This window comes from Streptomyces violaceoruber (assembly GCF_033406955.1).
Taxonomy (GTDB): Bacteria; Actinomycetota; Actinomycetes; order Streptomycetales; family Streptomycetaceae; genus Streptomyces; species Streptomyces violaceoruber.
Window position 1 is genome coordinate 2,492,078 of sequence record NZ_CP137734.1, and the last position, 26,121, is coordinate 2,518,198.

Genomic DNA, 26,121 nt, shown 5'->3' on the forward strand with positions numbered 1-26,121 from the left:
TTCCTCGGCAGACGACGGCAAGCGGACGACGGTTCCCGGACCAGACAGGAAACCCGCTGATCATACTGCGAGAAGGCGACCCCCGAGGGAGTCGCCTTCTCTGTGGTCACGACCCGAAAGCGTCAGCGCAGTCCGGTGGGCCGCCGCAGCGCCGCCTGGACCAGCCGGTCCACCAGCTCCGGGTAGCTCACTCCGCTCGCCTGCCACATCTGCGGGTACATGGAGATCGGCGTGAAGCCGGGCATGGTGTTGATCTCGTTGATCACGAACTCGTCGTCCTCGGTGAGGAAGAAGTCCGCGCGCACCAGCCCCTCGCAGGAGGCCGCGTCGAACGCCGCGACGGCCAGGCGCTGGACCTCGGCGGTCTCCTCGGCCGTGAGGGGAGCCGGCACGATGCCGGGGGTGGAGTCGATGTACTTGGCCTCGAAGTCGTAGTACGCGTGCTCCGAGGGCGGCGGGATCTCGGCCGGGACGGACGCCCGGGGGCCGTCCTCGAACTCCAGCACCCCGCACTCGATCTCCCGGCCCCGCAGCGCGGCCTCGACCAGGATCTTCGGGTCGTGGCGGCGGGCCTCCTCGATCGCCTCGTCGAGGCCGGCGAGGTCGTCGACCTTGGTGATGCCGATCGAGGAACCCGCGCGCGCGGGCTTCACGAACAGCGGCCAGCCGTGCTCCCCGGCGAAGTCGACGATCTTCTTGCGGGCCCCGGAACGGTCCTGCTCCCACTCGCGGGGCCGGATCACCGCGTACGGGCCGACCTTCAGCCCGTAGGAGGTGAAGACCGCCTTCATGTATTCCTTGTCCTGGCCGACGGCGGAGGCGAGCACGCCCGCGCCGACGTAGGGCACACCGGACAGCTCCAGCAGGCCCTGGAGGGTGCCGTCCTCGCCGTAGGGGCCGTGCAGCACGGGGAAGACGACGTCGACCTCGCCGAGCGCCTTGGGCACCGAGCCCGGTTCGCTGTAGACGACTTCGCGGTTGGCGGGGTCGACGGGGAGCAGCACTCCGCCCTCGGTCGACTCGGCCAGTTCCTCGACGTCGGGCGTACGGCGTTCGGTGATCGCCATGCGTTCCGGTTCGTCGGCGGTGAGGGCCCAGCGGCCGTCCCTGGTGATGCCGATCGGCAGGACGTCGTAGCGCGTCCGGTCGATGGCCGCGAGGACGGCGCCGGCGGTGACCACGGAGATCCCGTGTTCGGAGCTGCGACCGCCGAACACGACGGCCACACGCGGCTTGCGGGGAGGCCGCCGAGGGCTCTGCTCAGGGTTCTGGGGGAGGTTCTCGGTGCTCATATCGCGTTGAGAGTACCCGCCTGCGGTGCCTCGAGACAGCGTCGGCGGGCCGCGTGGCGCCCGGGTTCCAGCGGGTTGCGCGGGGGGTCGCTCAGCGTCGTTCGGGCTTCGCGCTGCGCGACATCAGTTCCTTCACGGCGACCACCGGGGACTTGCCCTCGTGCACGATGGCGACGACCGTCTCCGTGATCGGCATGTCGACGCCGTGCCTGCGGGCCAGGTCCAGCACCGACTCGCAGGACTTGACGCCCTCGGCGGTCTGCTTGGTGACCGCGATGGTCTCCTCCAGGGTCATGCCCTTGCCGAGGTTGGTGCCGAAGGTGTGGTTGCGGGACAGCGGCGAGGAGCAGGTCGCCACCAGGTCGCCGAGTCCGGCCAGGCCGGAGAAGGTCAGCGGGTCGGCCCCGAGGGCGACTCCGAGGCGGGTGGTCTCGGCGAGGCCCCGGGTGATGAGGGAGCCCTTGGCGTTGTCGCCGAGGCCCATGCCGTCCGCGATGCCGACGGCGAGACCGATCACGTTCTTCACGGCGCCGCCCAGTTCGCAGCCGACGACGTCGGTGTTGGTGTAGGGGCGGAAGTACGGCGTGTGGCAGGCGGCCTGGAGGCGCTGGGCGACGGTCTCGTCGGGGCAGGCGACGACGGCGGCGGCCGGCATGCGGGCGGCGATCTCGCGGGCCAGGTTGGGTCCGGTGACCACGGCGATGCGCTCGGCGCCCACCTTGGCGACGTCCCCGATCACCTCGCTCATCCGCATCGCGGAGCCGAGTTCGACGCCCTTCATGAGCGACACCAGGACGGTGCCGGGCGCCAGCAGGGGCGTCCAGTCGGCGAGGCCCGCGCGCAGCGTCTGGGAGGGGACGGCGAGGACGGTGAAGTCGGCGTCCCGCGCGGCCTCGGCGGCGTCGGTGGTGGCCCGCAGGTTCTCGGGGAGTTCCACGCCGGGCAGGTAGTCCGGGTTGGTGCGGGTGGAGTTGACGGCGTCGGCCAGTGCGGCGCGGCGCCCCCAGAGGGTGACCTCGCAGCCCGCGTCGGCGAGGACCGTGCCGAAGGCGGTGCCCCAGGATCCGGTGCCGAAGACCGCCGCCTTGACCGGCTTGCTCACGTGCTCTGCCCTTCTGCCTGTGGTCCGTGGGTGCGCGGGGGCGCCACCTGCGACTTCGCCTGCTGGGTGCGGCGCCGCTGCTCGATCCGCTCGCGGCGCGGGTCGTAGGGGGTCTCGGGTGCCTTCTCGCCGCGGATCTCCTCCAGCTGGCGGGTGACGGCGGCCATGATGACCTCGGTGGCCTCCTTCAGCACCTCCGTGGTCATCTCCCTGTCGTAGAACCGCGACAGGTCGACCGGCGGGCCGGCCAGCACCTGGTGGGTCTTGCGCGGCAGGACGCTGGGCTTCTTGGCGTACGGCGGCAGCAGTTCGTTGCAGCCCCACTGGGCGACCGGGATCACCGGGCACTTGGTCTGCAGGGCGACGCGCGCGGCACCGGTCTTGGCGGTCATCGGCCAGCCGTCCGGGTCGCGGGTGAGGGTGCCCTCGGGGTAGAACGCGACGCACTCGCCGCGCTCCACGGCGTCGATCGCGGCCCGGAAGGCGCTCAGCGCGTCCGTGCTCTCGCGGTAGACGGGGATCTGTCCGGTGCCCCGCATCGCGGCGCCGACGAAGCCCTTCTTGAAAAGGCCGCTCTTCGCCAGGAATCGCGGGACGCGTCCGGTGTTGTACTGGTAGTGCGCGTACGCGAAGGGGTCCACGTGCGAATTGTGGTTCACGGCGGTGATAAATCCACCCTCGGCCGGAATGTTCTCCATTCCCCGCCAGTCCCGCTTGATCAGAACCACCAGCGGCGGTTTGCAGATCACCGCGGCCAAGCGGTACCAGAAGCCGATTCTGCGGCGGGGCACGCTGACACCTTTCCTCCAGGGCCTGGGGCCGGACAAGTGTCGCCCCGGGCCGCCCGTCTGTCGAGAACACCGTACGCCCCGAAGAGTGAACCGCCAGGTCTCGCAGGTGACAATGACGGCGACGAGAGAAGGACGGAACGCTCGTGCAGTGGACCTTGGTCGTACCCGTGAAGGCCCTTGCCCGGGCCAAGAGCAGGCTGTCGGACACCGCGGACGACGGGCTGCGGCCGGGGCTCGCGCTGGCGTTCGCACAGGACACCGTGGCAGCCGCGCTGGCCTGCCCGGCGGTCGCGGATGTGGCAGTCGTCACGGACGACGCGCGGGCCGGACGGGAGCTGGCGGCGCTCGGCGCGGGTGTCGTCGCGGACGAGCCCGGCGGCGGCCTGAACGCCGCGCTGGCGCACGGGGCGGCCGTGGTAAGGGCGGCCCGGCCGGAAAGCCCGGTGGCCGCGCTCAACGCCGATCTTCCCGCGCTGCGACCGGCCGAATTGGCGCGGGTACTGGCCGCGGCCACGCAATTCCCGCGCGCCTTTCTCCCGGACGCGGCCGGAATCGGCACCACCTTGCTGACCGTGGCGCCGGGCCAAGAATTGGCGCCCGCATTCGGTGCGGATTCACGGGCCCGCCACCGGGCGTCCGGCGCGGTGGAACTGCGTCTCGACGCGGTGGATTCCGTACGGCAGGACGTCGACACCGGCGGTGATCTCCGCTCCGCGCTGGCGCTCGGGGTGGGTCCCCGTACGGCCGCGGTGGCGGCGCGGTTGCTGATCGCCGGGCAGTAGGCTGCCGGCATGCAGGCGACCGCGTACACGTACGACCCCGAAAGCCGCAGCGGGCAGGTGCTGCTCGACGACGGGACGCCCGTGCCCTTCGACGCGGCGGCGTTCGACGCGGGGGGCCTCAGGCTGCTGCGCCCCGGGCAGCGGGTGCGCATCGAGACCGAGGAGACGGGTGCGGGCGGGGACTCGGGCGCGGGGCGCCGGATCACGCTGGTGACCCTGCACACGTTCTGACCGGGGGCCCGTCCGACGGGTCCCGGACACGCCGCGGGCCGGACTCCGAGAGGGAGTCCGGCCCGGCGCGTGAATGCCCTGTGCCCGTTCGCCCGCTGCCGCGGGTGCCGCCTGCTACTTCTTGCGGGCGGTGGCCTTCTTGGCGGTGGTCTTGCGGGCCGTCGACTTCTTGGCCGGGGCCTTCTTGGCGGTCGCCTTCTTCGCGGGAGCCTTCTTGGCGGCGGTCTTCTTGGCCGCCGCCGTGGTGGTCTTGGCCGCGGACTTCTTGGCGGTGGTCTTCTTCGCCGTCGTCTTCGCCGCTCCGGTGGTCTTCTTCGCGGTCGTCTTCTTCGCCGCCGCCGACGTCTTCTTGGCCGCGCCCGTGGTCTTCTTCGCGGCGCCCGTGGCCTTCTTGGCGGCGGCCTTCTTGCCCGCGGCCTTGGAGATGGTGGGCGGCGGGCCGGACAGGCTGCCCTTGGGGGCCTTCTTGACCGCGATGTCGTTCTTCGGAAGCTTCTTCGAGCCGCTCACCAGGTCCTTGAAGCCCTGGCCCGCGCGGAAGCGCGGCACGGAGGTCTTCTTGACCCGAACCCGCTCGCCCGTCTGCGGGTTGCGGGCGTAACGGGCCGGGCGGTCGACCTTCTCGAAGGAACCGAAGCCGGTGACCGAGACCCGGTCGCCCGCGACGACCGCACGGACGAGGGCGTCCAGGACCGCGTCGACAGCGTCGGCGGCCTGCTGCCGGCCGCCGAGCTTGTCGGCAATCGCTTCTACGAGCTGCGCCTTGTTCACGTCTTCCCCTTCGGAGACATCGCCAGAACGAATGTGTTCAAGCTTTTTCGCACGTTAGGCAGATATATACCGCAAATCAAACACGAAACGGGCTAATCACCCTTGTGCCGCAACGGACTCGGGCTGTCCCGGCCGGTTCAGCCTTCCTCTTCGGGGATTCGACCCGCGTCGAGGTCGTCGGTGAACCGATCCAGGCGCCTTGCCGCACCGGCGAGATCGTGTTTGGCCGCGGCCGTAATGACCAGCAGCTTCCGGGTCAGCGCCATCCGTACGCCCTCCGGGACTTGCAGTGCGCGCACTCTTGTGTGCGCTTCCTTGAGCCGGGACGCGACCGCCGTATAGAGCTCGAGTTGGCCGTCGTGTTCCATGCACAGATTGTGCCATCTGGGGCGAGTTGTCGCCTGCGCAGGGGGCAACTGCCGCCTCGAACGGCCTTCCTGACACCATCGGGAGCCAGTCCTCAGGGCCTTGAGTACCCCGGCAACCACGCCTCTAACGTGGGAAGTTGTGCGTCACGTCCGTCACGGGCGGCCGCGGACGGATCCGGAAACGGCCGTACCCCCGATCGGGCCGATCGGGGGTACGGCGGGTGTGTTGGGTGGCCGAAACTCGACCTTGTGGAGCCCTCGGGGGCTCGTGGCGGCTCCGGGTGCTCAGACCTGGACGGTCTGCGGCTTGAACGACGGGCGCTTCGCCTCGTACGCGGCGATGTCCGCCTCGTTCTGGAGGGTGATCGAGATGTCGTCCAGCCCGTTCAGCAGGCGCCAGCGGGAGTTCTCGTCCAGCTCGAAGGAGGCGGTGACGCCCTCGGCACGGACCTCGCGGGCCTCCAGGTCGACGGTGATCTCGGCCTGCGGGTCCCGCTCCACCAGTTCCCACAGCGCGTCCACGGTCTTCTGGTCGAGGACCACCGTGAGCAGGCCGTTCTTCAGCGAGTTGCCGCGGAAGATGTCGGCGAAGCGGGAGGAGACCACGGTCTTGAAGCCGTAGTTCTGCAGGGCCCAGACGGCGTGCTCGCGGGAGGAGCCGGTGCCGAAGTCGGGACCCGCGACCAGGACGGTGGCGCCCTCGCGCTCGGGCCGGTTGAGCACGAACTCCGGGTTCTTGCGCCAGGCCTCGAAGAGCCCGTCCTCGAACCCGTCCCGGGTCACCTTCTTGAGCCAGTGGGCGGGGATGATCTGGTCGGTGTCGACGTTGCTGCGGCGCAGCGGGACGGCCCGGCCGGTGTGCTTGGTGAACGCTTCCATGACTCTCAGACTCCAGCGGGCGTGGGGACGTCGGCGGCGGACAGGTCGGCCGGGGAGGCCAGGTGGCCCAGGACCGCCGTCGCGGCCGCGACCTGCGGCGACACCAGGTGGGTGCGGCCGCCCTTGCCCTGGCGCCCCTCGAAGTTGCGGTTGGAGGTGGACGCGGAGCGCTCACCCGGGGCCAGCTGGTCCGGGTTCATGCCCAGGCACATCGAGCAGCCCGCGTGCCGCCATTCGGCGCCGGCCTCCTTGAAGACCACGTCCAGGCCCTCGGAGACGGCCTGCAGACCGACCCGCGCGGAGCCGGGGACGACCAGCATGCGTACGCCGTCGGCGACTTTGCGGTCCCGGACGATCTCGGCGGCGGCGCGCAGGTCCTCGATGCGGCCGTTGGTGCAGGAGCCCACGAAGACGGTGTCCACCTGGATGGAGCGCAGCGGCTGCCCGGCCTCCAAGCCCATGTACTCCAGGGCCTTTTCGGCGGCGAAGCGCTCCGAGGCGTCCTCGTACGAAGCCGGGTCGGGGACGGCCGCGGAAAGCGGTGCGCCCTGGCCGGGGTTGGTGCCCCAGGTGACGAACGGCGCCAGCTCGGCGGCCTCGATGACCACCTCGGCGTCGAACTCGGCGTCGTCGTCCGTACGCAGCGTCTTCCAGTACTCCACCGCCGCGTCCCAGTCGGCGCCCTCGGGGGCGTGCGGGCGGCCCTGGAGATAGGCGAAGGTGGTCTCGTCGGGGGCGATCATGCCCGCGCGGGCGCCGGCCTCGATCGACATGTTGCAGATGGTCATGCGGGCCTCCATCGAGAGCTTCTCGATGGCCTCGCCGCGGTACTCCAGGATGTAGCCCTGGCCGCCGCCGGTGCCGATCCGCGCGATGATCGCCAGGATCAGGTCCTTGGCGGTGACGCCCTCGGGCAGCTCGCCGTCGACCGTGATCGCCATGGTCTTCGGGCGGGCCAGGGGCAGCGTCTGGGTGGCCAGCACGTGCTCGACCTGGGAGGTGCCGATGCCGAACGCCAGCGCGCCGAAGGCGCCGTGCGTCGAGGTGTGCGAGTCGCCGCAGACCACGGTGGTGCCGGGCTGGGTCAGACCGAGCTGCGGGCCGACGACGTGCACGACGCCCTGCTCGACGTCGCCCAGCGGGTGCAGCCGGACGCCGAAGTCCGCGCAGTTCTTGCGCAGCGTCTCCAGCTGGGCCCGGGAGACCGGGTCCGCGATGGGCTTGTCGATGTCGAGCGTGGGGGTGTTGTGGTCCTCGGTGGCGATGGTCAGGTCGAGCCGCCGCACCGGGCGGCCGCTCTTGCGGAGGCCGTCGAAGGCCTGCGGGCTGGTCACCTCGTGCAGCAGGTGCAGATCGATGAAGAGGAGGTCGGGCTCGCCCTCGGCGCGCCGGACGACGTGGTCGTCCCAGACCTTCTCCGCGAGTGTCCTACCCATCGCTTTCCCTTCGGTCGGCGACGAGGCGCCGACCCAACTAGAGATCTTGGGGAAGCGGTGCCCGCACCCCTGTGTTTCCGGGCAACCGCCACCAGGCCCTCTCGTCACGGGCCGTTGTGACTTCCTGCCGTCCAGGGTGGCGCGTTCCATGGAAAATTGAACTTGCGTTTCACAGAGTGAGACGGGAGTATCGTGTCATGGACAACAGTAGCGGCGTCGGCGTTCTGGACAAGGCGGCCCTCGTCCTGAGCGCTCTGGAGTCCGGCCCGGCCACCCTCGCGGGGTTGGTCGGTGCGACCGGACTGGCACGACCCACGGCCCACCGCCTGGCCGTGGCGCTGGAACACCACCGTATGGTGGCGCGCGACATGCAGGGCCGCTTCATCCTCGGCCCGCGCCTGGCCGAACTGGCCGCGGCGGCCGGCGAGGACCGCCTGCTCGCCACGGCGGGCCCGGTCCTCACCCACCTGCGCGACGTGACGGGCGAGAGCGCCCAGCTCTACCGCCGCCAGGGCGACATGCGCATCTGCGTGGCCGCGGCCGAGCGCCTGTCGGGCCTCAGGGACACGGTCCCGGTCGGCTCCACGCTCACCATGAAGGCCGGCTCCTCGGCCCAGATCCTGATGGCCTGGGAGGAGCCGGAGCGCCTGCACCGCGGCCTCCAGGGCGCCCGCTTCACGGCGACGGCGCTGTCCGGTGTGCGCCGCCGCGGCTGGGCGCAGTCCATCGGCGAGCGGGAGCCCGGCGTCGCGTCCGTCTCCGCGCCGGTGCGCGGCCCCTCCAACCGCGTGGTGGCCGCCGTGTCCGTCTCCGGCCCCATCGAGCGCCTCAGCCGCCACCCCGGCCGCATGCACGCGCAGGCCATCATCGACGCCGCGGGCCGCCTGTCCGAGGCGCTGCGCCGCAACGGTTGACCGTCCCAGGACACTCCGACCGGCAACGGGCCCGCCTCAACGCCGCGGCGGGCCCTTCGCCGTTCTCAGCCCTCGTCCGGGGCGTTCCCCGGGGCGACGACGCTCTTCTCCGTCCTCGCCTCCGCCGCGCCCGCCGCCTTCCGCGTCCGGTACGCGAAGCGGTCCCGCGCGCGCTTCCCCCGTCGCTCCAGCGGCACCTGTCCGTGCGCCGCCGCGAGCCCGAAGGGCGGCATGTCGGCGTAGATCGACTCGTACGACCCCTCGGGCACGACGTACGCCTCGTGCCACAGCCCCACGTGCCCGCGCACCTGCCCCTTGCGCTCCTTGCGGTTGATGACCGCCCAGGCCCGGTGGTGGAACATGTCGGGCGAGTGGGCGTACTCGTAGAGCTTCTCCTTGGACTCCCAGTACTGGACGACGTAGTACGTCCGCGGCGAGGCCGTGAGCAGGACGTGGTTCAGGAGTCCGCGTTCCGGGTCCTTCGCCAGTTCGCGGAGCATGCGCGGCATGGCGAGGAAGACCGGCAGCCAGTGGTGCACGGCCCAGAAGTGATTGATCCGCATGCCGATGAGCAGGACGGTCACGTCCCCCTCGGCGGCGGCGGTGGTACGGGTCGCGGTCGCGTTCGTGCCCGGCATGACGCCTCCCCCTGTTGGCGAGCTGCACTGTCCAAGTGATACTGCTTAGATAGTGGCGCTATCCGAGGAAGGGCGCAAGGGATGCGACTGGCCGACCTGAGCAAGCGCAGCGGGGTGTCCACCGCGACGATCAAGTACTACCTGCGGGAAGGGCTGTTGCCGCCGGGCCGGCAGGTCAACGCGACCACCGCCGAGTACGACGAGGACCATCTGCGCCGGCTGCGGCTGGTGCGGGCGCTGATCCAGGTCGGGAAGGTGCCGGTGGCGACGGCCCGGGAGGTGCTGGGGCACGTCGACGACGACTCGCTGGGCCGCACCGTCCGGCTGGGGGCGGCCCTGTGGGCGCTGCCGCAGGACGCCGAGCCGGACGAGGCGGACCCGGCGGTGGCCGCCGCGCGCGTCGAGGTGAACCGGCTCCTCGAACTGCTGGGCTGGGAGACCTCCCGGGAGTTGGCACCGCTCTCCCCCGTGCACCGCTCCCTGGTGGTGGCGGTGGCCGCGCTGCGCCGCCTCGACTATCCGTGGGACGCGGAACTGATGGCGCCTTACGGCGAGTTGATGATGGAAGTGGCCCGGCGGGACCTCGACTTCATGGAGACCCACGCCTCGGAGGCGGAGAAGGTCGAGATGGCGGTCGCGGCGGCGGTGCTCTTCCAGCCGGTGCTACGGGCTCTGCACCGGCTGGCGCAGGAGGAGGAGTCGGCGCGGCGGTACGGCATCGAGTAGGCGTCGGGGGAACGCCGAAGGGGGCTCCCGCCTCGGCGGAAGCCCCCTTGGACTTCGAGTACCCCCGACCGGATTCGAACCGGCGCTACCGCCTTGAGAGGGCGGCGTGCTAGGCCGCTACACAACGGGGGCGTGGATCTTGCGGGCGTTCATTACTGCTCCGCCGCAGATCCGAGCTGGTCTACCAGGACTCGAACCTAGACTAACTGAACCAGAATCAGTCGTGCTGCCAATTACACCATAGACCAATGTGGTTTAGACCAGTTCGTACCCCCGACCGGATTCGAACCGGCGCTACCGCCTTGAGAGGGCGGCGTGCTAGGCCGCTACACAACGGGGGCCCTAGCGATCCTGCATCGAAGACAGCGGGAGCGACCCGAGCTGTCCTCGCGGGAAGGATCTGTACCCCCGACCGGATTCGAACCGGCGCTACCGCCTTGAGAGGGCGGCGTGCTAGGCCGCTACACAACGGGGGCCTTGCGGATGTGCTCCGCGGCGCAGATAAGCTCTGCGAGCTGGCCTACCAGGACTCGAACCTAGACTAACTGAACCAGAATCAGTCGTGCTGCCAATTACACCATAGGCCACTGGAACGCAAGCCCCGTAGGGGTTCTTGTTCTAGCGTTGCGCTTCCGGTTCCCGGCCGTTCGGCCCGCTCTCCGGCGGCGCAGGAAGAACATTACCCGAAGGTCGACGGGGCTCCAAAACGGGTATCGGCGCCGAGGAGCGCGGGAAGTTCGGAGAGCGAGGCGATCCGGCGCGGCCCGGCCGGCGGGTCGACCGTCGCGTACGCGCCTCCGCGGTCGATCCAGACCGAGAGCAGCCCGGCGTCGGCGGCGCCCCGTCCGTCGATCTCCGGGTGGTCGCCGACGTAGGCGACCTCGGCCGGACCGAGGGCGAGGGCGTCGCAGGCCGCGAGGAAGGCCCCGGCCTCCGGCTTGGAGACGCCCAGCTCGGCGGCGCACAGGATGGCCTCGAAGCGGTCGTGCACGCCGAGGACGCGCAGCTTGCGGTCCTGGACGGTGAGGCTGGAGTTGGAGAGCACGGCGTGCCGGTGGCTGCCGGCGAGCGCGTCCAGGACGGGCATCACGTCCGGGAAGAGGGACCAGGCGGCCTCGTAGTGCGTGACGTACCGCTGGAACCAGTCGTCGGCCTCGGCGTCCGTCAGCTCCGGCCGGCCCAGGAAGACCCGGGTGCGGTCGCGCCGCTGTGTGACGAAGTCCACCTCGCCCGCCGAGAAGCGCGCCCACTGCTGCTCGGTGATCTCGCGCCAGCGCACGAGGGCCTCCTCGGCCGACCCGTACCCGGCGAGGAGCCCTTCGGCGACCAGATGGGCACGCATGCCCTCGCGGTCGGCGGTGGTGTAGTCGAAGAGTGTGTCGTCGACGTCCCAGACCACGGCTTTGATCGGCATGGGGCCCAGCCTAGGCCGCGTCGGCGTCGCGTGGGAGCGGACGGCCGGGAGGGCCCCCGGGGGTCGGTGCCTACTGCGCGGCCAGGCCCTCGATCTCGACCAGCATCCGCGGGTCGGACAGCGCCCGGACCTCGGCCAGCAGGCTGGCGGGGCGGCAGTCGGCGGCGGCCAGTTCGTCCAGTACGGCGTCGTAGTGGGCCGTGACCGCCTCGATGTCGACGGTGAAGATCCGGATCTGGACGAGGTCGCTCAGGGCGAATCCGGCCTTGTCCAGCGTCTCGGCCAGGCGCCGGAAGGTCAGCCGGAGCTGGCCTCGGACGTCGCCCACGGCGGCGATGCCGCCCTCGTCGTCCCGGGCCTCGTGACCGGCGACCACGAGCCAGCGCCGGGGCTGTTCGACCAGTACGGCCCGGTTGTAGGCCAGCCGGTCCCCGAAGAAGCGTGGGTCGATGTCCTCGCGGCGCATGCGGTCAGTCTGCGGGGGCCGGGGGCGGCGGCGCCGCTCGGAGGGGACCGGTCGGGGTACGGGAAGGGCGGCGCCCGTGCGGACGCCGCCCTTCACCCGTGCTGCCGTTTACGCCGCCAGTCGCGCCAGCGCCGCGTCGATGCGCGCCAGCGCCTTCTCCTTGCCCAGGACCTCCAGGGACTCGAAGAGGGGCAGGCCGACCGTGCGGCCGGTGACGGCGACGCGGACGGGGGCCTGGGCCTTGCCGAGCTTGAGACCGTGGGCCTCGCCGGCGGCCAGGACGGCCTCCTTGAGGGCCTCCGGGGCAGTCCAGTCGGCGGCGTCCAGCTTCTCGCGGGCCGTGGTCAGGAGCGCGTCCGAGCCCTCCTTCATGGCCTTGGTCCAGCTCGCCTCGTCGAAGACCGGCTCCGGCAGGAACAGGAAGTCGACGTTGTCGGTGATCTCGGAGAGGACCTTCAGGCGGGTCTGCGCGTGCGGCGCGATCGCCTGCCACTTGGCCTCGTCGAAGTCCTCCGGCGCCCAGGGCGCGACGGGGGCCTTCAGCCAGGGGCGGCAGCGCTCGGTGAAGTCCTTGACCTCCAGCAGGCGGATGTGGTCGCCGTTGATCGCCTCGCACTTCTTGAGGTCGAAGCGGGCCGGGTTGGGCTGGACGTCGGAGACGTCGAAGGCCGCGACCATCTCCTCGATCGTGAAGATGTCCTGGTCGGCCGAGAGCGACCAGCCGAGGAGGGAGAGGTAGTTGAGCAGGCCCTCGGGGAGGAAGCCGCGCTCGCGGTAGAGGTTGAGGCTCGACTGCGGGTCGCGCTTGGAGAGCTTCTTGTTGCCCTCGCCCATGACGTACGGCAGGTGGCCGAAGGCGGGGATCTCCTTGGCGACGCCCAGCTCGATCAGCGCCTTGTACAGGGCGATCTGGCGCGGGGTGGAGGAGAGCAGGTCCTCGCCGCGCAGGACGTGGGTGATCTCCATCAGCGCGTCGTCGACGGGGTTGACCAGCGTGTAGAGGGGCGCCCCGTTGGCGCGGACGATGCCGTAGTCCGGGACGTTCTCCGGCAGGTAGGTGATCTCGCCGCGGACCAGGTCCGTGAAGGTGATCGCCTCGTCGGGCATCCGGAAGCGGACGATGGGCTCGCGGCCCTGGGACGTGTACTCCTCGACCTGTGCGTCGGTCAGCTCGCGGCAGTGGCCGTCGTAGCCGGAGGGCTTCCCGGCGGCGCGGGCGGCCTCGCGGCGGGTGTCCAGCTCCTCCTGGGAGCAGTAGCAGCGGTAGGCGTGGCCGGCGTCCAGGAGCTTCTGGGCGACGTCCTGGTAGATGTCCATGCGCTGCGACTGGCGGTACGGCGCGTGCGGGCCGCCGACCTCGGGACCCTCGTCCCAGTCGAAGCCCAGCCAGCGCATCGAGTCGAGCAGCTGGTCGTACGACTCCTCGGAGTCGCGGGCGGCGTCGGTGTCCTCGATGCGGAAGACCAGGGTGCCCTGGTGGTGGCGCGCGAAGGCCCAGTTGAACAGGGCGGTGCGGACCAGGCCCACGTGGGGGTTGCCGGTGGGGGACGGACAGAAACGGACGCGTACGGGGGAGCCGGATGCGCTAGCCACGCTTGACAACCTTGTTGGTGAGAGTGCCGATGCCTTCGATGGTGACGGCGACCTCGTCGCCGACGTTGAGGGGGCCGACGCCGGCCGGAGTGCCCGTGAGGATCACGTCACCGGGGAGCAGCGTCATCGCCTCGGAGATGTTGACGATCAGGTCCTCGATGGAGTGGATCATCTCGCTGGTGCGGCCGAGCTGGCGCTGGGCGCCGTTGACCGTGAGCTGCACGGTGAGGTCGCCCGCGGCCGCGAGGTCGAGGTCCGTCTCCACCCAGGGGCCGAGCGGGCAGGAGGAGTCGAAGCCCTTGGCCCTGGCCCACTGCTTCTCGCGGCGCTGCACGTCGCGGGCGGTGATGTCGTTGGCGCAGGTGTAGCCGAAGATCACGTCCTGGACGCGCTCGCGCGGGACCTCGCGGCACATGCGGCCGATGACGACGGCCAGTTCGGCCTCGTGGTGCAGTTCCTCGGTGAAGGAGGGGTACTGGACGGCGTCGCCGGGGCCGATCACGGAGGTGGACGGCTTGAAGAAGGCGAACGGCGCGTCGGGCACCTCGTTGCCGAGTTCGCGGGCGTGCTCGGCGTAGTTGCGGCCGAAGGCGACGACCTTGCTGGGGAGTACCGGCGGCAGGAGCCGCACCTTGCTCAGGGGCACCTTGGTGCCGGAGAGCTCGTAGTCCGCGAACGGGATGCCCTTGATGATGTCGAGGACGAGCTGGTCCGGCTGGTCGCCCTCGACCGCGCCGAAGGCGACGTTCCCGTCGATGGAGAACCTGGCGATGCGCACGGGTTGCTTGGCCCCTTGACTGAGCTGGCTGAAGTCTGACGCTCCAGGCTATCGCGGTGGGCCTGAACCGCCGGGCAGGCCTCAGGGGCCGGGGCACCGCTGAACGCGCGGCGACCCGCTGCCGTACTACTCTGCGACCGACGCCGTGACCGGGGCCTCCATGAGGATCGTGCGGCGGGGGTTGGCGGTCTGGGCGGGCAGCTCGACGGCGTGCTCCGGCTGCTCCGGCGTCCGCAGTTCGTCGGCGTCCTGGAGGTGCGCCAGCGTCGTGCGCCGCGGGTTGGCGATCTTGTGGAACATCATCGTCGTCTTCACGGTTGTACGTGGCCCTGTCGTGTCCGGGCGCCCGAGGGGCGGTCAAAGCCCCTGCGAGGGCGCGGGTTGTCGGTTTTGCCTTCTCTGTAAAGCGTCAGGCTAAACACGCGATTCCCCGTGAACCGCGGAGGAGTCCATGATCCGGATGTGAGTTTGCTCACTTATCAAGGGTCAAACCGGTCAATTGCGACGCCGAGAGCACTCCGACTAAAGCGACATTGCACACCTGAAGGCATCATTCCGCTGCTGATCATGTCGACTGGGACACCCTCCGCGCCCAGACGACTCGCGGGCATACGCCCGGTTTGCGGGTGATCACCTTCTACGTCCGGTGATCCGGCCCTCACGTGCTGTCACGTATCTCACGGCCTGCCCCACGGGCCTTGTTGGAGATCCTGCACTGTGCTGGAATTCCACGGACCGCCGCGGGATCGAGCCGGCGCACAGGGGGCGCACACCAGCGCCGAGCGGCGGCGAGAAGGGGGAACCAGCGCCGGTCACTCACGACCAACACAGGGGCGTATTCAGGGCGCCCCTTTGACGCCGACACCGTGCCCAGCCGTTCACGCGGAGGGGCGCCTGGTCCAGAGGTTGCGACGCTAGTGCAGGGACGTTTCAAGAGGGATGGCAGCGCTTCGGCGGAGCCGGAGCCGCAGGGCGGGACTGGCCCCAAGGCCGTCAGCTCCTCGCCCCAGCACGCCCAGAACCCGGGCCAGACCCAGCCCGGCGACAGCGGGGAGCGCGCCGGTCAGGCGGCGGGCCCGTCCGCTCCCGGCCAGCAGTCGCCCGCCAAGCCGGCCAAGGGCTCGACCGGCCCCGGCCCGCGAATAGCCCTGCGCAACTGGCGGATCTCCACCCGTCTGGTGTCGCTGCTGGCGCTTCCGGTGGTCGCGGCGACCTCGCTGGGCGCGCTGCGCATCAACCAGTCGATGGACGACATCCAGCAGCTCGAGAACATGAAGCTGCTGACCGAGATGACCAAGCAGGCCACGGAGCTGGCCGCCGCGCTCCAGGAGGAGCGCGACCAGTCCGCCGGCCCGCTGGCCCACGGCTCGAAGTCCAGCGCGATCGCCGTCAAGGGCGACCGCGAGCAGACCGACCGGGCCCTGAAGAACTTCCTCGACAAGTCCGAGCAGATCGACGCGGCGAGCAAGGACGGCAAGCTCGTCGGCGTCCGCGACAGCCTCGTCGGCATCGCCAGCGACCTGAACGACCTGACCAAGATCCGCAGCACGGCGTACACGGCGACGGACAACTCGACCCAGACGGTCGAGGCCTACCACCGCCTGATCACCCACCTGCTCGACCTCTCGCAGGACATGGCGGAGGCGACCAGCAACCCCGACATGATCCAGCGCACGCGCGCCCTGTCGGCCTTCTCCTCGGCCAAGGAGTACGCGTCCATCCAGCGCGCGGTCCTCGCCGCGGCCCTCCCCGCGAACAACACCGACAAGGGCGATCTCGCCGAGAACGACCGGCTGTACGCCCAGTCCGCGCTGCAGAGCCAGACCTCCGAGATCCGCAGCTTCACCAGCATCTACGGCGACGGCGCGGAGGACCTGCTCAAGCCGATCTCCGAGGGCAACCCGGTGATCGAGGCGTCCGACCAGTACGCCGGCCGCGCCGTCGGCAAGAAGGACGGTCTGGCCAGCCTCAAGGCCCGGTCCTACCAGGACTGGCTGGACGACAGCTCCACCAAGATCCAGCAGATGAAGAACATCGAGCTGAAGCTGCTGGAGGACATGGAGCAGCAGGCTCGCGAGCTGCGCAACGAGTCCGAGCAAGAGGCCATCATCTCCGGTGTCCTCATCCTGCTCGTGCTCGGCGTCTCCCTGGTCGGCGCGTTCGTCGTGGCCCGGTCCATGATCCGCTCGCTTCGCCGCCTGGAGGACACCGCGACCAAGGTCGCCCAGGACCGCCTGCCCGAGCTGGTCAAGCAGCTCTCCGAGACCGACCCGCAGGACGTCGACACCTCGGTGGAGTCCGTCGGTGTGCACTCCCGGGACGAGATCGGCCGAGTGGCCGCGGCCTTCGACGACGTGCACCGCGAGGCGGTCCGCCTCGCCGCCGAGCAGGCCCTGCTGCGGGGCAACGTCAACGCGATGTTCACCAACCTCTCGCGCCGCTCCCAGGGCCTCATCCAGCGTCAGCTCTCGCTCATCTCCGAACTGGAGTCCCGCGAGGCCGACCCGGACCAGCTCTCCTCGCTGTTCAAGCTCGACCACCTCGCCACGCGTATGCGCCGTAACGGTGAGAACCTCCTCGTCCTCGCGGGTGAGGAGCCCGGCCGCCGCTGGACCCGTCCGGTGCCGCTGGTCGACGTGCTCCGCGCCGCCGCCTCCGAGGTGGAGCAGTACGAGCGCATCGAGCTGGCCTCCGTGCCGAGCACCGAGGTCGCCGGCCGCGTGGTCAACGACCTCGTGCACCTGCTCGCCGAGCTGCTGGAGAACGCGACCTCGTTCTCCTCGCCGCAGACCAAGGTCAAGGTCACCGGTCACGCACTGCCCGACGGCCGGGTGCTGATCGAGATCCACGACACCGGTATCGGCCTCTCGCCGGAGGACCTGGCCGCGATCAACGAGCGGCTCGCCTCGCCGCCCACCGTGGACGTCTCCGTCTCCCGCCGCATGGGTCTGTTCGTGGTCGGCCGCCTCTCGCAGCGCCACGGCATCCGGATCCAGCTGCGCCCCTCCGACTCCGGCGGTACGACCGCGCTGGTCATGCTGCCCGTCGACGTCGCCCAGGGCGGCCGCAAGCCGCAGCCGAAGCCGGGCCAGCCCGGCGCGGGCAACGGCGGTCCGGCCGCCGCGCAGGCGGCCGCCGGTGTCGCCGCGGCCCGCCGTGGCGGACAGGGCGGCGGTGCCCTCGCGGGCGGCGGTGCCTTCGGCGGTGGAAGTGGCGGCGGCGCCCTCGGCGCGGGTGCGCCGGGCGGTCGGCTCGGTGCCGGCCAGGGGCCGCGGGCCGCACTGCCCGGGCGCGACGCGGGCGGCCGCCCGGGGGCACCGGGTGGCGCGCGCGGGCCCCAGTCCCCCGCGGTCCCGGGCCAGCAGAACCGTCCGGCTCCGGCCGGCGCGGGTGCCGGTGCCGGTCAGCAGGCGCCCGGTGCTCCGCAGGGTCTGCAGGCCGCGGGCATGAACGCGCCGCAGGGCAACGCGCCGGCGAACAACGCCTCGCAGGGTCAGGACATGTTCGGCGGCAACCGCGCGCCGGGCGCGCCCCCGCAGCGCAAGCGGGGCGGCAACGGCGACGCCGAGCAGGGCCGCCGTCCGCAGCTGCCGCCGCGCGGCGGTCCGCGGGCCGAGCTGCCCGGCGGCAACCCGCAGCCGCGGGTGCCCAGCTGGAGCGACGAGAACGCGCAGCCGCCGGTGCCGCGGGCCTCGCTGGACGCCCCGCGCGGCCACGACGAGCCGGACAGCTCCCGCACCGACCGGACGCCGCGCCTCGACGAGCGTCAGGGCCCGGGCTCGACCGCCGAGATGCCGGCCGTGCCCCGGTTCGGCGAGCCCCAGTCCCCCGCCGCCACGGCCGAGTTCGCCCGCCCCGACTTCGACGCCCCGGCGCCCCGTCGGGACGAGTCGCAGGACACGGGCCAGTACGCCCAGCCCGGCCAGAACCAGTACGACGCGCGGAACGAGTACGAGGACCAGTACGGGCAGCAGAGCCAGTACGGGCAGGACCAGTACGGGCAGGACCAGTACGCACCCGGCCAGTACGGTCAGGCCGGTCCCGGCCAGGACCAGTACGACCGGCCCCGGTTCGGCCAGGACGCCCCGCAGAACGACCAGTTCGCGCGGCCCGAGCCGGCCGCCCCGCAGCAGGACGGCGGAGCCTTCGTCCGCTCGGACGTCTTCGGTGGTCAGCCGGCCCCGAACGGCCAGGCCCCGGCCGACCGGTTCGCCGCCTCCCAGGGCTACGACAACGGCTCGACCGGTCAGCACGGCCTGCCGGGCCGTCAGGACCCGGCCGTCACCGGCCAGTTCGAGCGTCCGCAGGCGGGTGGCACGCAGGGCGGGAACGACTTCGGCGCCCCGCGTCCGCCGGCCCCGCAGCGACCGGTTCCGCAGGAGCCCGCGGGTCAGAACACCAACGGAACTCCCGCACAGCGCCCCGGAGACGGCTGGGCCCTGCCCCCGGCCTCCGGTCCCGGTGACGGGCGTACGCCGCTGTACGACACGCTGGAGACCAACTGGTTCCACGGTGACCGCGAGTCGAGGGCGCCGCAGGCCGCCCCGGCCGCGTCCCCGGAGCCGCAGGCCGCCCAGCCCCAGACCCCGGCGGCCCCCCAGCGGCCGGCCACCTCGGCCTGGCGCAGCTCGCCGAACGACGATCTCGTCCGGCAGGCGGAGCGCGTCAGGCAGCCGGCCGCGGGCGGGGTCACCACCTCCGGCCTTCCGCGCCGGGTACCCCGGGCCAACCTCGTCCCGGGGACGGCTCAGCAGCAGTCGCACCAGAGCGGTCCGGCGGTTTCGCGTGCGCCCGACGACGTGCGCGGCCGGCTGACCAATCTCCGTCGGGGAATCGCACAGGGCCGTCAGGCCGGTACCAACCAGACCGGCAGCTACCCGCGGCCCACTCACCAGCAGGAGCGTTAGTTGAGCCCGATGAGCCAGGCGGCACAGAACCTCAACTGGTTGATCACGAATTTCGTGGACAACACCCCGGGGGTGTCCCACACCGTCGTCGTGTCCGCCGACGGACTCCTCCTGGCGATGTCCGAGGGCTTCCCTCGCGACCGCGCCGACCAGCTCGCGGCCGTCGCCTCGGGGCTGACCTCACTGACCGCCGGGGCGTCCCGGATCTTCGAGGGCGGCAACGTGGCGCAGACGGTCGTGGAGATGGAGCGGGGGTTCCTCTTCCTCATGTCCGTCTCGGACGGCTCGTCCCTGGCCGTCCTCGCGCACCCGGAGTGCGACATCGGCCTCGTCGGCTACGAGATGGCGCTCCTGGTCGACCGCGCGGGTGCGGTCCTCACACCCGACCTGCGCGCCGAACTACAAGGCAGTCTGCTCCACTGATCGGCCCCGGCACCACCCGTGTTACCAAATCACCGTCCGGCCGCCACAATCCCCCCACCGGCCTCGTCAGACGGCTTGACTGACCGACTTGCTGTCCCGCCCGGAGGATTCATGACCCCGCCCACCGCCTCTCATGATCCGTACGCGGAGCCGTACGAGGACGAGGGCGACCAGCCGCTGGTCCGTCCCTACGCGATGACCGGCGGCCGGACCAGGCCGCGCTACCAGCTCGCCATCGAGGCGCTGATCAGTACGACGGCCGACCCGGCAGCGCTCATGGGGCTCCTTCCCGAGCACCAGCGGATCTGCCACCTGTGCCGCGAGGTGAAATCGGTGGCCGAGGTGTCGGCCCTGCTGGCGATGCCGCTCGGGGTGGCGCGAATCCTGGTCGCGGACCTCGCGGAGGCGGGGCTCGTCGCCATTCACCAGCCTGGCGGAGACGAGAACAACGGCGGTGCGCCTGACGTGACACTGCTCGAAAGGGTGCTCAGTGGACTTCGAAAGCTCTGACGGAGGGCGGGCGACCACCTCCGCGAAGATCGTGGTGGCCGGCGGCTTCGGCGTCGGCAAGACCACGTTCGTGGGCGCCGTCTCCGAGATCAACCCTCTGCGCACCGAGGCCGTGATGACCTCGGCCAGCGCGGGGATCGACGACCTCACGCACGCCGGGGACAAGACGACCACGACGGTCGCCATGGACTTCGGCCGCATCACGCTCGACCAGGACCTGATCCTGTACCTGTTCGGCACGCCCGGCCAGGACCGGTTCTGGTTCATGTGGGACGACCTGGTGCGCGGCGCCATCGGCGCGGTCGTGCTGTGCGACACCCGCCGGCTGGCCGACTGCTTCCCGGCCGTCGACTACTTCGAGAACAGCGGTCTGCCGTTCGTCGTCGCGCTCAACGGCTTCGACGGCCAGCAGCCCTACTCGCCGGACGAGGTGCGCGAGGCGCTGCAGATCGGTCCGGACACCCCGATCATCACGACCGACGCCCGGCACCGCGCCGACGCGAAGTCGGCTCTGATCACGCTGGTCGAGCACGCGCTGATGGCCCGTCTGCGGTAGGTCCACCGGCCACCGCAGCCAAGTCGGCAGGGTTCTACGGCACTTGTCGTAGACGGTTCGGAGCCGACTGTGTCCTTTGACACGGTCGGCTCCGCTGTTCATAACGTTTCGGCAGAGGAATCGGGTGGTACCGACACGCGACGCGGTCAACTGGTCTCGCTGCGCGCACGAACGCCCCGTCTTTTGACGGACCTCGCTCTTTATGACCGTTTTACGTGGGGCTTACATCACGTGTAACCCCCGCGTTCCACTGTTTGGAAGAGCGCTGGTCGCCGTGCTGGAATGCCAGAACTGCCCCATGGTCTAAGACGTACTCAGCAGTAGCGCGTACTCGATGACTGACGGAGTGGGTTCTGAGACACAGCGGCACGACACAGGTGCCGACCGCCGAGAGGTTGTTGGTCGAGTGAGGCGAAGCAAGAACAGTCCCGAGCCATCGGCCCGGGGCAACTTCACCCCGCCGCCGCGCACAGCGGCGCCCGCCCCCGCCCCCGCCGCGGAACCCCAGGCCGAGCCGCCCGCGCCGAGCGGTGGCCGTTTCACGCCGCGCAACTGGCGGGTGACCACCCGGCTGAACGCGATCCTGCTCATACCCGTGCTGGTCGGCCTCGTCATGGGCGGCTTCCAGGTGAAGGGCTCGATCGACACCTGGCAGGACGCCGAGGACGCCGAGAGCACCGCGCGTCTCGTGCGCGCCTCCCTCGGATACGCCAACGCCCTCTACAACGAGCGCGACATCACCGCGGCCCCCCTGCTGCAGGGCAAGGGGGAGAAGGACACCACCGTCGCCGCGGCCCGCCGGGCCACCGACGAGGCGGCCGACACCTTCGACGCGGCGGCCCAGGGCATGCCCGGCAAGGCCGGCCTGGAGCGCCGGCTGAAGGTGTTCCGAGAACAGGAACCCAAGCTCCAGACGCTGCGGGCGGCCGCGTACACCTCCAAGCTCAAGGGCGTGGAGACCGAGGAGGGCTACACCGGCGTCGCCCACCCCCTCATGGAGTTCGCCAACGAGCTGGGCCTGGGCACCGGCAACATCACCTCCTACGGCCGTACCGTCTACGCGATCTCCCTGACCAAGGCCGCGCTCTCCCTGGAGCGCTCCATCGGCATGCACATGCTGGTCAAGCCGGGTCCGGAGCCCGGCCACCTCGCCAGCCAGCGCGTCGCGCTCTCCTCGTACGCCTACCTGGAGCGCATCGCGATCGAGGAGTACATCGGCGGCGGCACCGAGGCGGACGCGCAGAAGCTCGAGGACGCCCAGGCCAAGCTCAAGGAGGACGGCGCGGCCATGGCCAAGGAGGCCAAGGCCAAGGACCCGGACTACGTTCCGCCGCCGTCCAACCCGACGACGATGATCTCGGAGCTGGCCGGACTCGAGTCCACCGACACCAGCGATCGCGCGGAGCTGGCCCAGCAGGGCATCACGCCGGAAAACTGGTGGGCGGTCAACACCCTCAAGTTCGACGCGTACCAGAAGATCGAGTCGGACCTCGCCGACAAGGCGGTGTCCGAGGCGTCCACGATCGCCGACGACGCCGAGCGGGACGCCTACATCACGGGCGCCGCGGTCGTGATCGCACTGCTCGCCGCGTTCGTCCTGGCCGGCATGGTGGCCCGCGGGATGAGCCGCTCCATGCGCCGGCTGCGCAACGCCGCCTTCGGCATCGCCGAGCAGCGCCTGCCGATGCTGGTCGACCAGCTCTCCCGCACCGACCCCGGCCGGGTCGACACCCGGGTGCAGCCGATCCCGATCACCTCCACCGACGAGATCGGCGAGGTCGCCCGCGCCTTCGACCAGGTGCACCGCGAGGCGGTCCGGCTCGCCGCCGAGCAGGCTCTGCTGCGGGGCAACATCAACGCGATCTTCACCAACCTGTCGCGCCGCAACCAGTCGCTGATCGAGGGCCAGCTGAGCCTGATCACCGACCTGGAGAACAACGAGGCCGACCCGGACCAGCTGGAGAACCTCTTCCGCCTGGACCACCTGGCCACCCGTATGCGCCGCAACGGCGAGAACCTCCTGGTCCTCGCCGGCGAGGAACCCGGCCGCCGCTGGGACCAGCCGGTCCCGCTGGTCGACGTGCTGCGCGCCGCCTCCTCCGAGGTGGAGCAGTACGAGCGCATCGAGCTGTCGGGTGTCCCCGAGGCCGAAATCCACGGCCGCGCCGTGACCGACCTCGTGCACCTGCTCGCCGAGCTGCTGGAGAACGCCACGACGTTCTCCTCGCCGCAGACCAAGGTCCGCGTCACCGCGACCCGGCTGCCCGACGGCCGCGTGATGGTCGAGATCCACGACAAGGGCATCGGCCTGACCGCCGAGGACTTCGCGGACATCAACCACAAGCTGGCCAACCCGCCGACCGTGGACGCCGCGATCTCGCAGCGCATGGGCCTGTTCGTGGTCGGCCGGCTGTCCGACCGGCACGGCATCCGCGTGCAGCTGCGCCCCTCCGGGGAGCAGGCGGGCACCACCTCGCTGGTCATGCTCCCGGACGCCATCACCCACGGTGGCGGTGGCGAGCATCAGCAGCAGCGCGACGACTTCACCGTGTCGCAGATCATCCCGGAGCAGAACTTCCAGGGCGGCGGCGAGAGCTTCGGCCAGGTCGGCCAGCCCATGCGGACCGCCGCGGAGCTGGGCTTCGACGACAGCCGGTACGCCGAGATCCCCGACGACATACGCGAGCTGGACCCGGTGGGCCGCTCCCTGATGCGCGAGGAGCGCCGCGCGGCCCTGGAGGCCCAGTCGCACCCCGAGCTGCCCGGTCCCGCGGACCGGGGCGGCGCCGGGAACGACGGCGCCACCGGCTTCCAGGACCAGTTCGCCGGACAGCAGCCGGGCTACGACGGTCAGCAGCCGGGCTACGACCAGTCCCCCGACGGCTACCAGCAGCAGCCGAACGGCGCGTACCAGGAGTCGCCGAACGCAGCGTACGACCAGCAGTCGGCGTACGCCGACCCGCAGCAGGCGTACCAGGAACCGCGGCAGGCGTCGTACGACGAGCAGTACTACGCGCCGAACGGCGGTCTGCCGGAGGCCGGGAACTACTCGCCCGTCGAGCAGCGGCGCCACCAGGACGACTGGCCGCAGCAGGACGGATACCAGAACGGATATCCGGACCAGTACCCGACCGGTGCCCCTCAGTCGCAATCCGCCGAGGCCGCTGACGTGAGCGAGGCGGACCGCGTAGGCTTCGACCGTCCGGGGCCGGCCCCCTCCGCCGCCCACGAGCTGACCGACGCCGGTCTTCCCCGCCGCGGATCCACCGCGAGCGGCGCGGGCGATGCGGGGCACGTGGGCCAGGAGACGCCGGCCGCCGCACCGGGGGCGGGCGGCGAGGACACCTGGCGGTCGGCCAACGACGACCGCTGGCAGCAGGCCTCCTCGCTGCGCAAGCCCAAGGCGGGCGGGGTGACCTCTTCGGGCCTCCCGCGCCGGGTGCCCAAGGCCAACCTGGTCGAGGGCGCGGCCGAGACCACTCCACAGGGAGGCCCCCAGGTCTCCCGCGCTCCGGAGGACGTCCGGGGCAGGCTGAGCAACCTGCGGCGCGGCGTCGAGCGAGGCCGCAACGCAGGCAGTGAAACGAACGGCCAGGACACGAGGAATGAACACCGTGGTCCTGACAGCACCTACAACCAGGAGCGTTAGTGTGAGCCCGATGAGCCAGGCGGCGCAGAACCTGAACTGGTTGATCACCAACTTCGTGGACAACACCCCGGGGGTGTCCCACACGGTGGTGGTCTCCGCCGACGGACTCCTTCTGGCGATGTCCGAAGGGTTCCCTCGCGACCGAGCCGATCAGCTCGCGGCCGTCGCCTCCGGCCTGACCTCGCTGACCGCCGGTGCCTCGCGCATCTTCGAGGGCGGCAGCGTGAACCAGACGGTTGTGGAGATGGAGCGCGGATTCCTCTTCATCATGTCCATCTCCGACGGCTCGTCCCTCGCGGTTCTCGCACACCCCGAGGCGGACATCGGTCTCATTGGGTACGAGATGGCCCTTCTGGTGGACCGTGCCGGCACGGTTCTGACCCCCGATCTGCGGGCGGAGCTCCAAGGGAGCCTTCTCAACTAAAGGACAGACGGTGCGTTTTGGCGTCCCGTGGCCGTAAAGTTTCGGGACGCGGCTCCACAGCGATGGGTGCCAGGCACAGTCGGAGGAGGAAAAAGTGGGAACACCCCCAGGCGGTCCGTCATCGGGCAACTGGTCGTACGGCCCTGGTCAGGGCCAAGGCGACGGCTCGGCGAACGGGTACGGCTACCCCTCCGTGCCGAACCACCGGCAGCCGTACGCGCCGCAGGGCCCCGGCCCTTCGCCGTACGACCAGCCGCATGCTCCGCGCATCCAGCCCGTGCAGCCGCAGCGCCGCACCCCTGAGCCGGCGCCCGCCGGGGCGTCGAACAACCCCCTGGTGCGCCCGTACGCCATGACGGGCGGCCGCACCAGGCCCCGGTACCAGCTCGCCATCGAGGCGCTGGTGCACACCACCGCGCAGCCGCACCAGATGCAGGGCCAGCTGCCCGAGCATCAGCGGATCTGCAACCTCTGCCGGGAGATCAAGTCGGTGGCCGAGATCTCGGCCCTCCTGACGATCCCTCTCGGCGTGGCCAGGATCCTCGTCGCCGACTTGGCGGAGGCGGGACTGGTCGCCATCCATCAGCCCGGCGGCGACGAGAGCGCCGGCGGCCAGCCAGACGTGACACTGCTCGAAAGGGTGCTCAGTGGACTTCGCAAGCTCTAGCGGCGGTCCTTCCCGCTCCACCACTTCCGCGAAGATCGTGGTGGCGGGCGGCTTCGGCGTGGGCAAGACCACGTTCGTCGGCGCTGTCTCGGAGATCAATCCGCTGCGCACCGAGGCCGTGATGACATCCGCGTCCGCGGGCATCGACGACCTCACCCACACGGGGGACAAGACGACCACGACGGTCGCCATGGACTTCGGCCGCATCACGCTCGACCAGGACCTGATCCTGTACCTGTTCGGTACGCCCGGCCAGGACCGGTTCTGGTTCATGTGGGACGACCTGGTGCGCGGCGCCATCGGGGCGATCGTCCTGGTCGACACGAGGCGGCTCGCCGACTGCTTCCCCGCGGTCGACTACTTCGAGAACAGCGGTCTGCCGTTCGTCATCGCGCTGAACGGCTTCGACGGGCAGCAGCCGTACAACCCGGACGAGGTCCGGGAGGCGCTGCAGATCGGTCCGGACACTCCGATCATCACGACGGACGCGCGGCATCGGGCCGACGCGAAGTCGGCGCTCATCACTCTCGTGGAGCACGCGCTGATGGCGCGGTTGCGCTGAGGGCTGCGCCGCACCCTGCGGGCAATCGTGCCTCCCCAGTGCCCTGAGGGCCTGAGAGGTCCCCCCCAGGGCGGCACGGGTGGGCGCAGGCGGCGCCCCCGTCAGCGCCGGGTTGCGTGACGCCCCCTGCGGCCACTGGGCTGCCGGGGGCGGTTTCGTTGCCGGGTGCGGGCCGTACGTGGCTGGTCGCGCCCACGCGGCGGAGCCGCATGTCGACACAGCCCGTGCCCCTGAAGCGTTCA

25 protein-coding genes and 5 tRNA genes are annotated in these 26,121 nt (G+C 70.9%); 12 read left to right on the forward strand and 18 right to left on the reverse strand.

Translation table 11 applies throughout. The features are described 5' to 3' along the window. Nucleotides 1-122: 122 nt before the first annotated feature. The 3 genes from R2E43_RS10715 to R2E43_RS10725 all read right to left on the reverse strand — a co-directional run bounded on the left by R2E43_RS10715 (nt 123) and on the right by R2E43_RS10725 (nt 3,185). Nucleotides 123-1,292 carry a D-alanine--D-alanine ligase family protein gene (locus tag R2E43_RS10715; RefSeq protein WP_003973434.1) on the reverse strand — a complete coding sequence of 390 codons (1,170 nt, stop codon included), beginning with the start codon at nt 1,290-1,292 and terminating at the stop codon, nt 123-125. Between the two features lie 91 nt (nt 1,293-1,383). After that, the gene (locus R2E43_RS10720; protein ID WP_003973435.1) at nt 1,384-2,394 is read right to left on the reverse strand and encodes an NAD(P)H-dependent glycerol-3-phosphate dehydrogenase; all 1,011 of its coding nucleotides are present in this window, start codon (nt 2,392-2,394) and stop codon (nt 1,384-1,386) included. After that, a complete protein-coding gene (locus tag R2E43_RS10725; RefSeq protein ID WP_003973436.1) occupies nt 2,391-3,185 on the reverse strand; it encodes a lysophospholipid acyltransferase family protein in 795 nt (264 codons plus the stop codon). The genes R2E43_RS10720 and R2E43_RS10725 overlap by 4 nt, the downstream gene beginning before the upstream one ends. Nucleotides 3,186-3,328: 143 nt before the next feature. Here R2E43_RS10725 and cofC point away from each other — a divergent pair, with 143 nt between their 5' ends. After that, the gene (gene cofC / locus R2E43_RS10730) at nt 3,329-3,967 is read left to right on the forward strand and encodes a 2-phospho-L-lactate guanylyltransferase (RefSeq protein ID WP_003973437.1); all 639 of its coding nucleotides are present in this window, start codon (nt 3,329-3,331) and stop codon (nt 3,965-3,967) included. A gap of 9 nt (nt 3,968-3,976) precedes the next feature. After that, nucleotides 3,977-4,198: a hypothetical protein gene (locus R2E43_RS10735; protein WP_003973438.1), complete on the forward strand. Its 222-nt coding sequence runs from the start codon at nt 3,977-3,979 to the stop codon at nt 4,196-4,198. Nucleotides 4,199-4,312: 114 nt separating this feature from the next. On the opposite strand, the gene R2E43_RS10740 is transcribed toward R2E43_RS10735, so the two are convergent. The 4 genes from R2E43_RS10740 to leuC form a co-directional block, all read right to left on the reverse strand. After that, nucleotides 4,313-4,969, reverse strand: coding sequence for an HU family DNA-binding protein (locus R2E43_RS10740; RefSeq protein ID WP_003973439.1), 657 nt, complete (start codon nt 4,967-4,969; stop codon nt 4,313-4,315). Nucleotides 4,970-5,106: 137 nt separating this feature from the next. Beyond that, entirely contained in the window at nt 5,107-5,337 is a 231-nt protein-coding gene (locus tag R2E43_RS10745) for an SCO5555 family protein (RefSeq protein WP_003973440.1), read from the reverse strand. A 285-nt stretch (nt 5,338-5,622) separates the two neighbouring features. Further along, nucleotides 5,623-6,216, reverse strand: a complete 594-nt coding sequence (gene leuD, locus R2E43_RS10750) for a 3-isopropylmalate dehydratase small subunit (RefSeq protein ID WP_189285108.1) — start codon at nt 6,214-6,216, stop codon at nt 5,623-5,625. Between the two features lie 5 nt (nt 6,217-6,221). Continuing rightward, a complete protein-coding gene (gene leuC, locus R2E43_RS10755) occupies nt 6,222-7,652 on the reverse strand; it encodes a 3-isopropylmalate dehydratase large subunit (protein WP_003973442.1) in 1,431 nt (476 codons plus the stop codon). A gap of 197 nt (nt 7,653-7,849) precedes the next feature. Between leuC and ndgR the strand changes: the two genes are divergently transcribed. Then, on the forward strand, nt 7,850-8,566 hold the full coding sequence (gene ndgR, locus R2E43_RS10760) for an IclR family transcriptional regulator NdgR (RefSeq protein ID WP_003973443.1): 717 nt from the start codon (nt 7,850-7,852) through the stop codon (nt 8,564-8,566). A gap of 65 nt (nt 8,567-8,631) precedes the next feature. Here ndgR and R2E43_RS10765 read toward each other — a convergent pair whose 3' ends face one another. Beyond that, nucleotides 8,632-9,204: a DUF4188 domain-containing protein gene (locus R2E43_RS10765; RefSeq protein WP_210984988.1), complete on the reverse strand. Its 573-nt coding sequence runs from the start codon at nt 9,202-9,204 to the stop codon at nt 8,632-8,634. A gap of 81 nt (nt 9,205-9,285) precedes the next feature. On the opposite strand from R2E43_RS10765, the gene R2E43_RS10770 reads away from it, so the two are divergent. Next, on the forward strand, nt 9,286-9,930 hold the full coding sequence (locus tag R2E43_RS10770) for a MerR family transcriptional regulator (RefSeq protein ID WP_136209322.1): 645 nt from the start codon (nt 9,286-9,288) through the stop codon (nt 9,928-9,930). 59 nt (nt 9,931-9,989) lie between these two features. Here R2E43_RS10770 and R2E43_RS10775 read toward each other — a convergent pair. The 10 genes from R2E43_RS10775 to R2E43_RS10820 form a co-directional block, all read right to left on the reverse strand. Then, nucleotides 9,990-10,062: transfer RNA gene (locus tag R2E43_RS10775), tRNA-Glu, on the reverse strand. A gap of 44 nt (nt 10,063-10,106) precedes the next feature. Beyond that, nucleotides 10,107-10,178, reverse strand: a tRNA-Gln gene (locus tag R2E43_RS10780). A 20-nt stretch (nt 10,179-10,198) separates the two neighbouring features. After that, a tRNA-Glu gene (locus R2E43_RS10785) sits at nt 10,199-10,271 on the reverse strand. Nucleotides 10,272-10,333: 62 nt separating this feature from the next. Further along, nucleotides 10,334-10,406 (reverse strand) — tRNA-Glu (locus R2E43_RS10790). A 39-nt stretch (nt 10,407-10,445) separates the two neighbouring features. After that, a tRNA-Gln gene (locus R2E43_RS10795) sits at nt 10,446-10,517 on the reverse strand. 92 nt (nt 10,518-10,609) lie between these two features. After that, nucleotides 10,610-11,344, reverse strand: coding sequence for an HAD family hydrolase (locus tag R2E43_RS10800; protein ID WP_011030303.1), 735 nt, complete (start codon nt 11,342-11,344; stop codon nt 10,610-10,612). 70 nt (nt 11,345-11,414) lie between these two features. Beyond that, nucleotides 11,415-11,810 carry a RidA family protein gene (locus R2E43_RS10805; RefSeq protein WP_030870131.1) on the reverse strand — a complete coding sequence of 132 codons (396 nt, stop codon included), beginning with the start codon at nt 11,808-11,810 and terminating at the stop codon, nt 11,415-11,417. Nucleotides 11,811-11,918: 108 nt separating this feature from the next. Further along, the gene (gene gltX, locus R2E43_RS10810; RefSeq protein WP_326649139.1) at nt 11,919-13,403 is read right to left on the reverse strand and encodes a glutamate--tRNA ligase; all 1,485 of its coding nucleotides are present in this window, start codon (nt 13,401-13,403) and stop codon (nt 11,919-11,921) included. Continuing rightward, on the reverse strand, nt 13,396-14,181 hold the full coding sequence (locus R2E43_RS10815) for a fumarylacetoacetate hydrolase family protein (protein ID WP_003973449.1): 786 nt from the start codon (nt 14,179-14,181) through the stop codon (nt 13,396-13,398). Before R2E43_RS10815 ends, gltX begins: the two co-directional genes overlap by 8 nt. A gap of 126 nt (nt 14,182-14,307) precedes the next feature. Continuing rightward, entirely contained in the window at nt 14,308-14,496 is a 189-nt protein-coding gene (locus R2E43_RS10820) for a hypothetical protein (protein WP_016327338.1), read from the reverse strand. 602 nt (nt 14,497-15,098) lie between these two features. Here R2E43_RS10820 and R2E43_RS10825 point away from each other — a divergent pair. The 8 genes from R2E43_RS10825 (at nt 15,099) to R2E43_RS10860 (ending at nt 25,879) form a co-directional block, all read left to right on the forward strand. Then, a complete protein-coding gene (locus R2E43_RS10825) occupies nt 15,099-19,088 on the forward strand; it encodes a sensor histidine kinase (RefSeq protein ID WP_011030302.1) in 3,990 nt (1,329 codons plus the stop codon). Nucleotides 19,089-19,097: 9 nt separating this feature from the next. After that, entirely contained in the window at nt 19,098-19,511 is a 414-nt protein-coding gene (locus R2E43_RS10830) for a roadblock/LC7 domain-containing protein (protein WP_003973453.1), read from the forward strand. Nucleotides 19,512-19,622: 111 nt separating this feature from the next. Then, nucleotides 19,623-20,021, forward strand: coding sequence for a DUF742 domain-containing protein (locus R2E43_RS10835; RefSeq protein ID WP_003973454.1), 399 nt, complete (start codon nt 19,623-19,625; stop codon nt 20,019-20,021). Next, entirely contained in the window at nt 20,002-20,577 is a 576-nt protein-coding gene (locus R2E43_RS10840; RefSeq protein WP_003973455.1) for a GTP-binding protein, read from the forward strand. The genes R2E43_RS10835 and R2E43_RS10840 overlap by 20 nt, the downstream gene beginning before the upstream one ends. 406 nt (nt 20,578-20,983) lie before the next feature. Next, nucleotides 20,984-24,226 carry a nitrate- and nitrite sensing domain-containing protein gene (locus R2E43_RS10845; RefSeq protein WP_332056146.1) on the forward strand — a complete coding sequence of 1,081 codons (3,243 nt, stop codon included), beginning with the start codon at nt 20,984-20,986 and terminating at the stop codon, nt 24,224-24,226. Between the two features lie 10 nt (nt 24,227-24,236). Further along, complete coding sequence (locus tag R2E43_RS10850; protein ID WP_004983065.1) at nt 24,237-24,650, forward strand: roadblock/LC7 domain-containing protein; 414 nt, start codon at nt 24,237-24,239, stop codon at nt 24,648-24,650. Between the two features lie 94 nt (nt 24,651-24,744). Continuing rightward, nucleotides 24,745-25,317, forward strand: coding sequence for a DUF742 domain-containing protein (locus R2E43_RS10855; protein WP_003973458.1), 573 nt, complete (start codon nt 24,745-24,747; stop codon nt 25,315-25,317). Further along, nucleotides 25,298-25,879: a GTP-binding protein gene (locus tag R2E43_RS10860; RefSeq protein WP_009314218.1), complete on the forward strand. Its 582-nt coding sequence runs from the start codon at nt 25,298-25,300 to the stop codon at nt 25,877-25,879. Before R2E43_RS10855 ends, R2E43_RS10860 begins: the two co-directional genes overlap by 20 nt. The last annotated feature ends 242 nt before the right edge of the window (nt 25,880-26,121 follow it).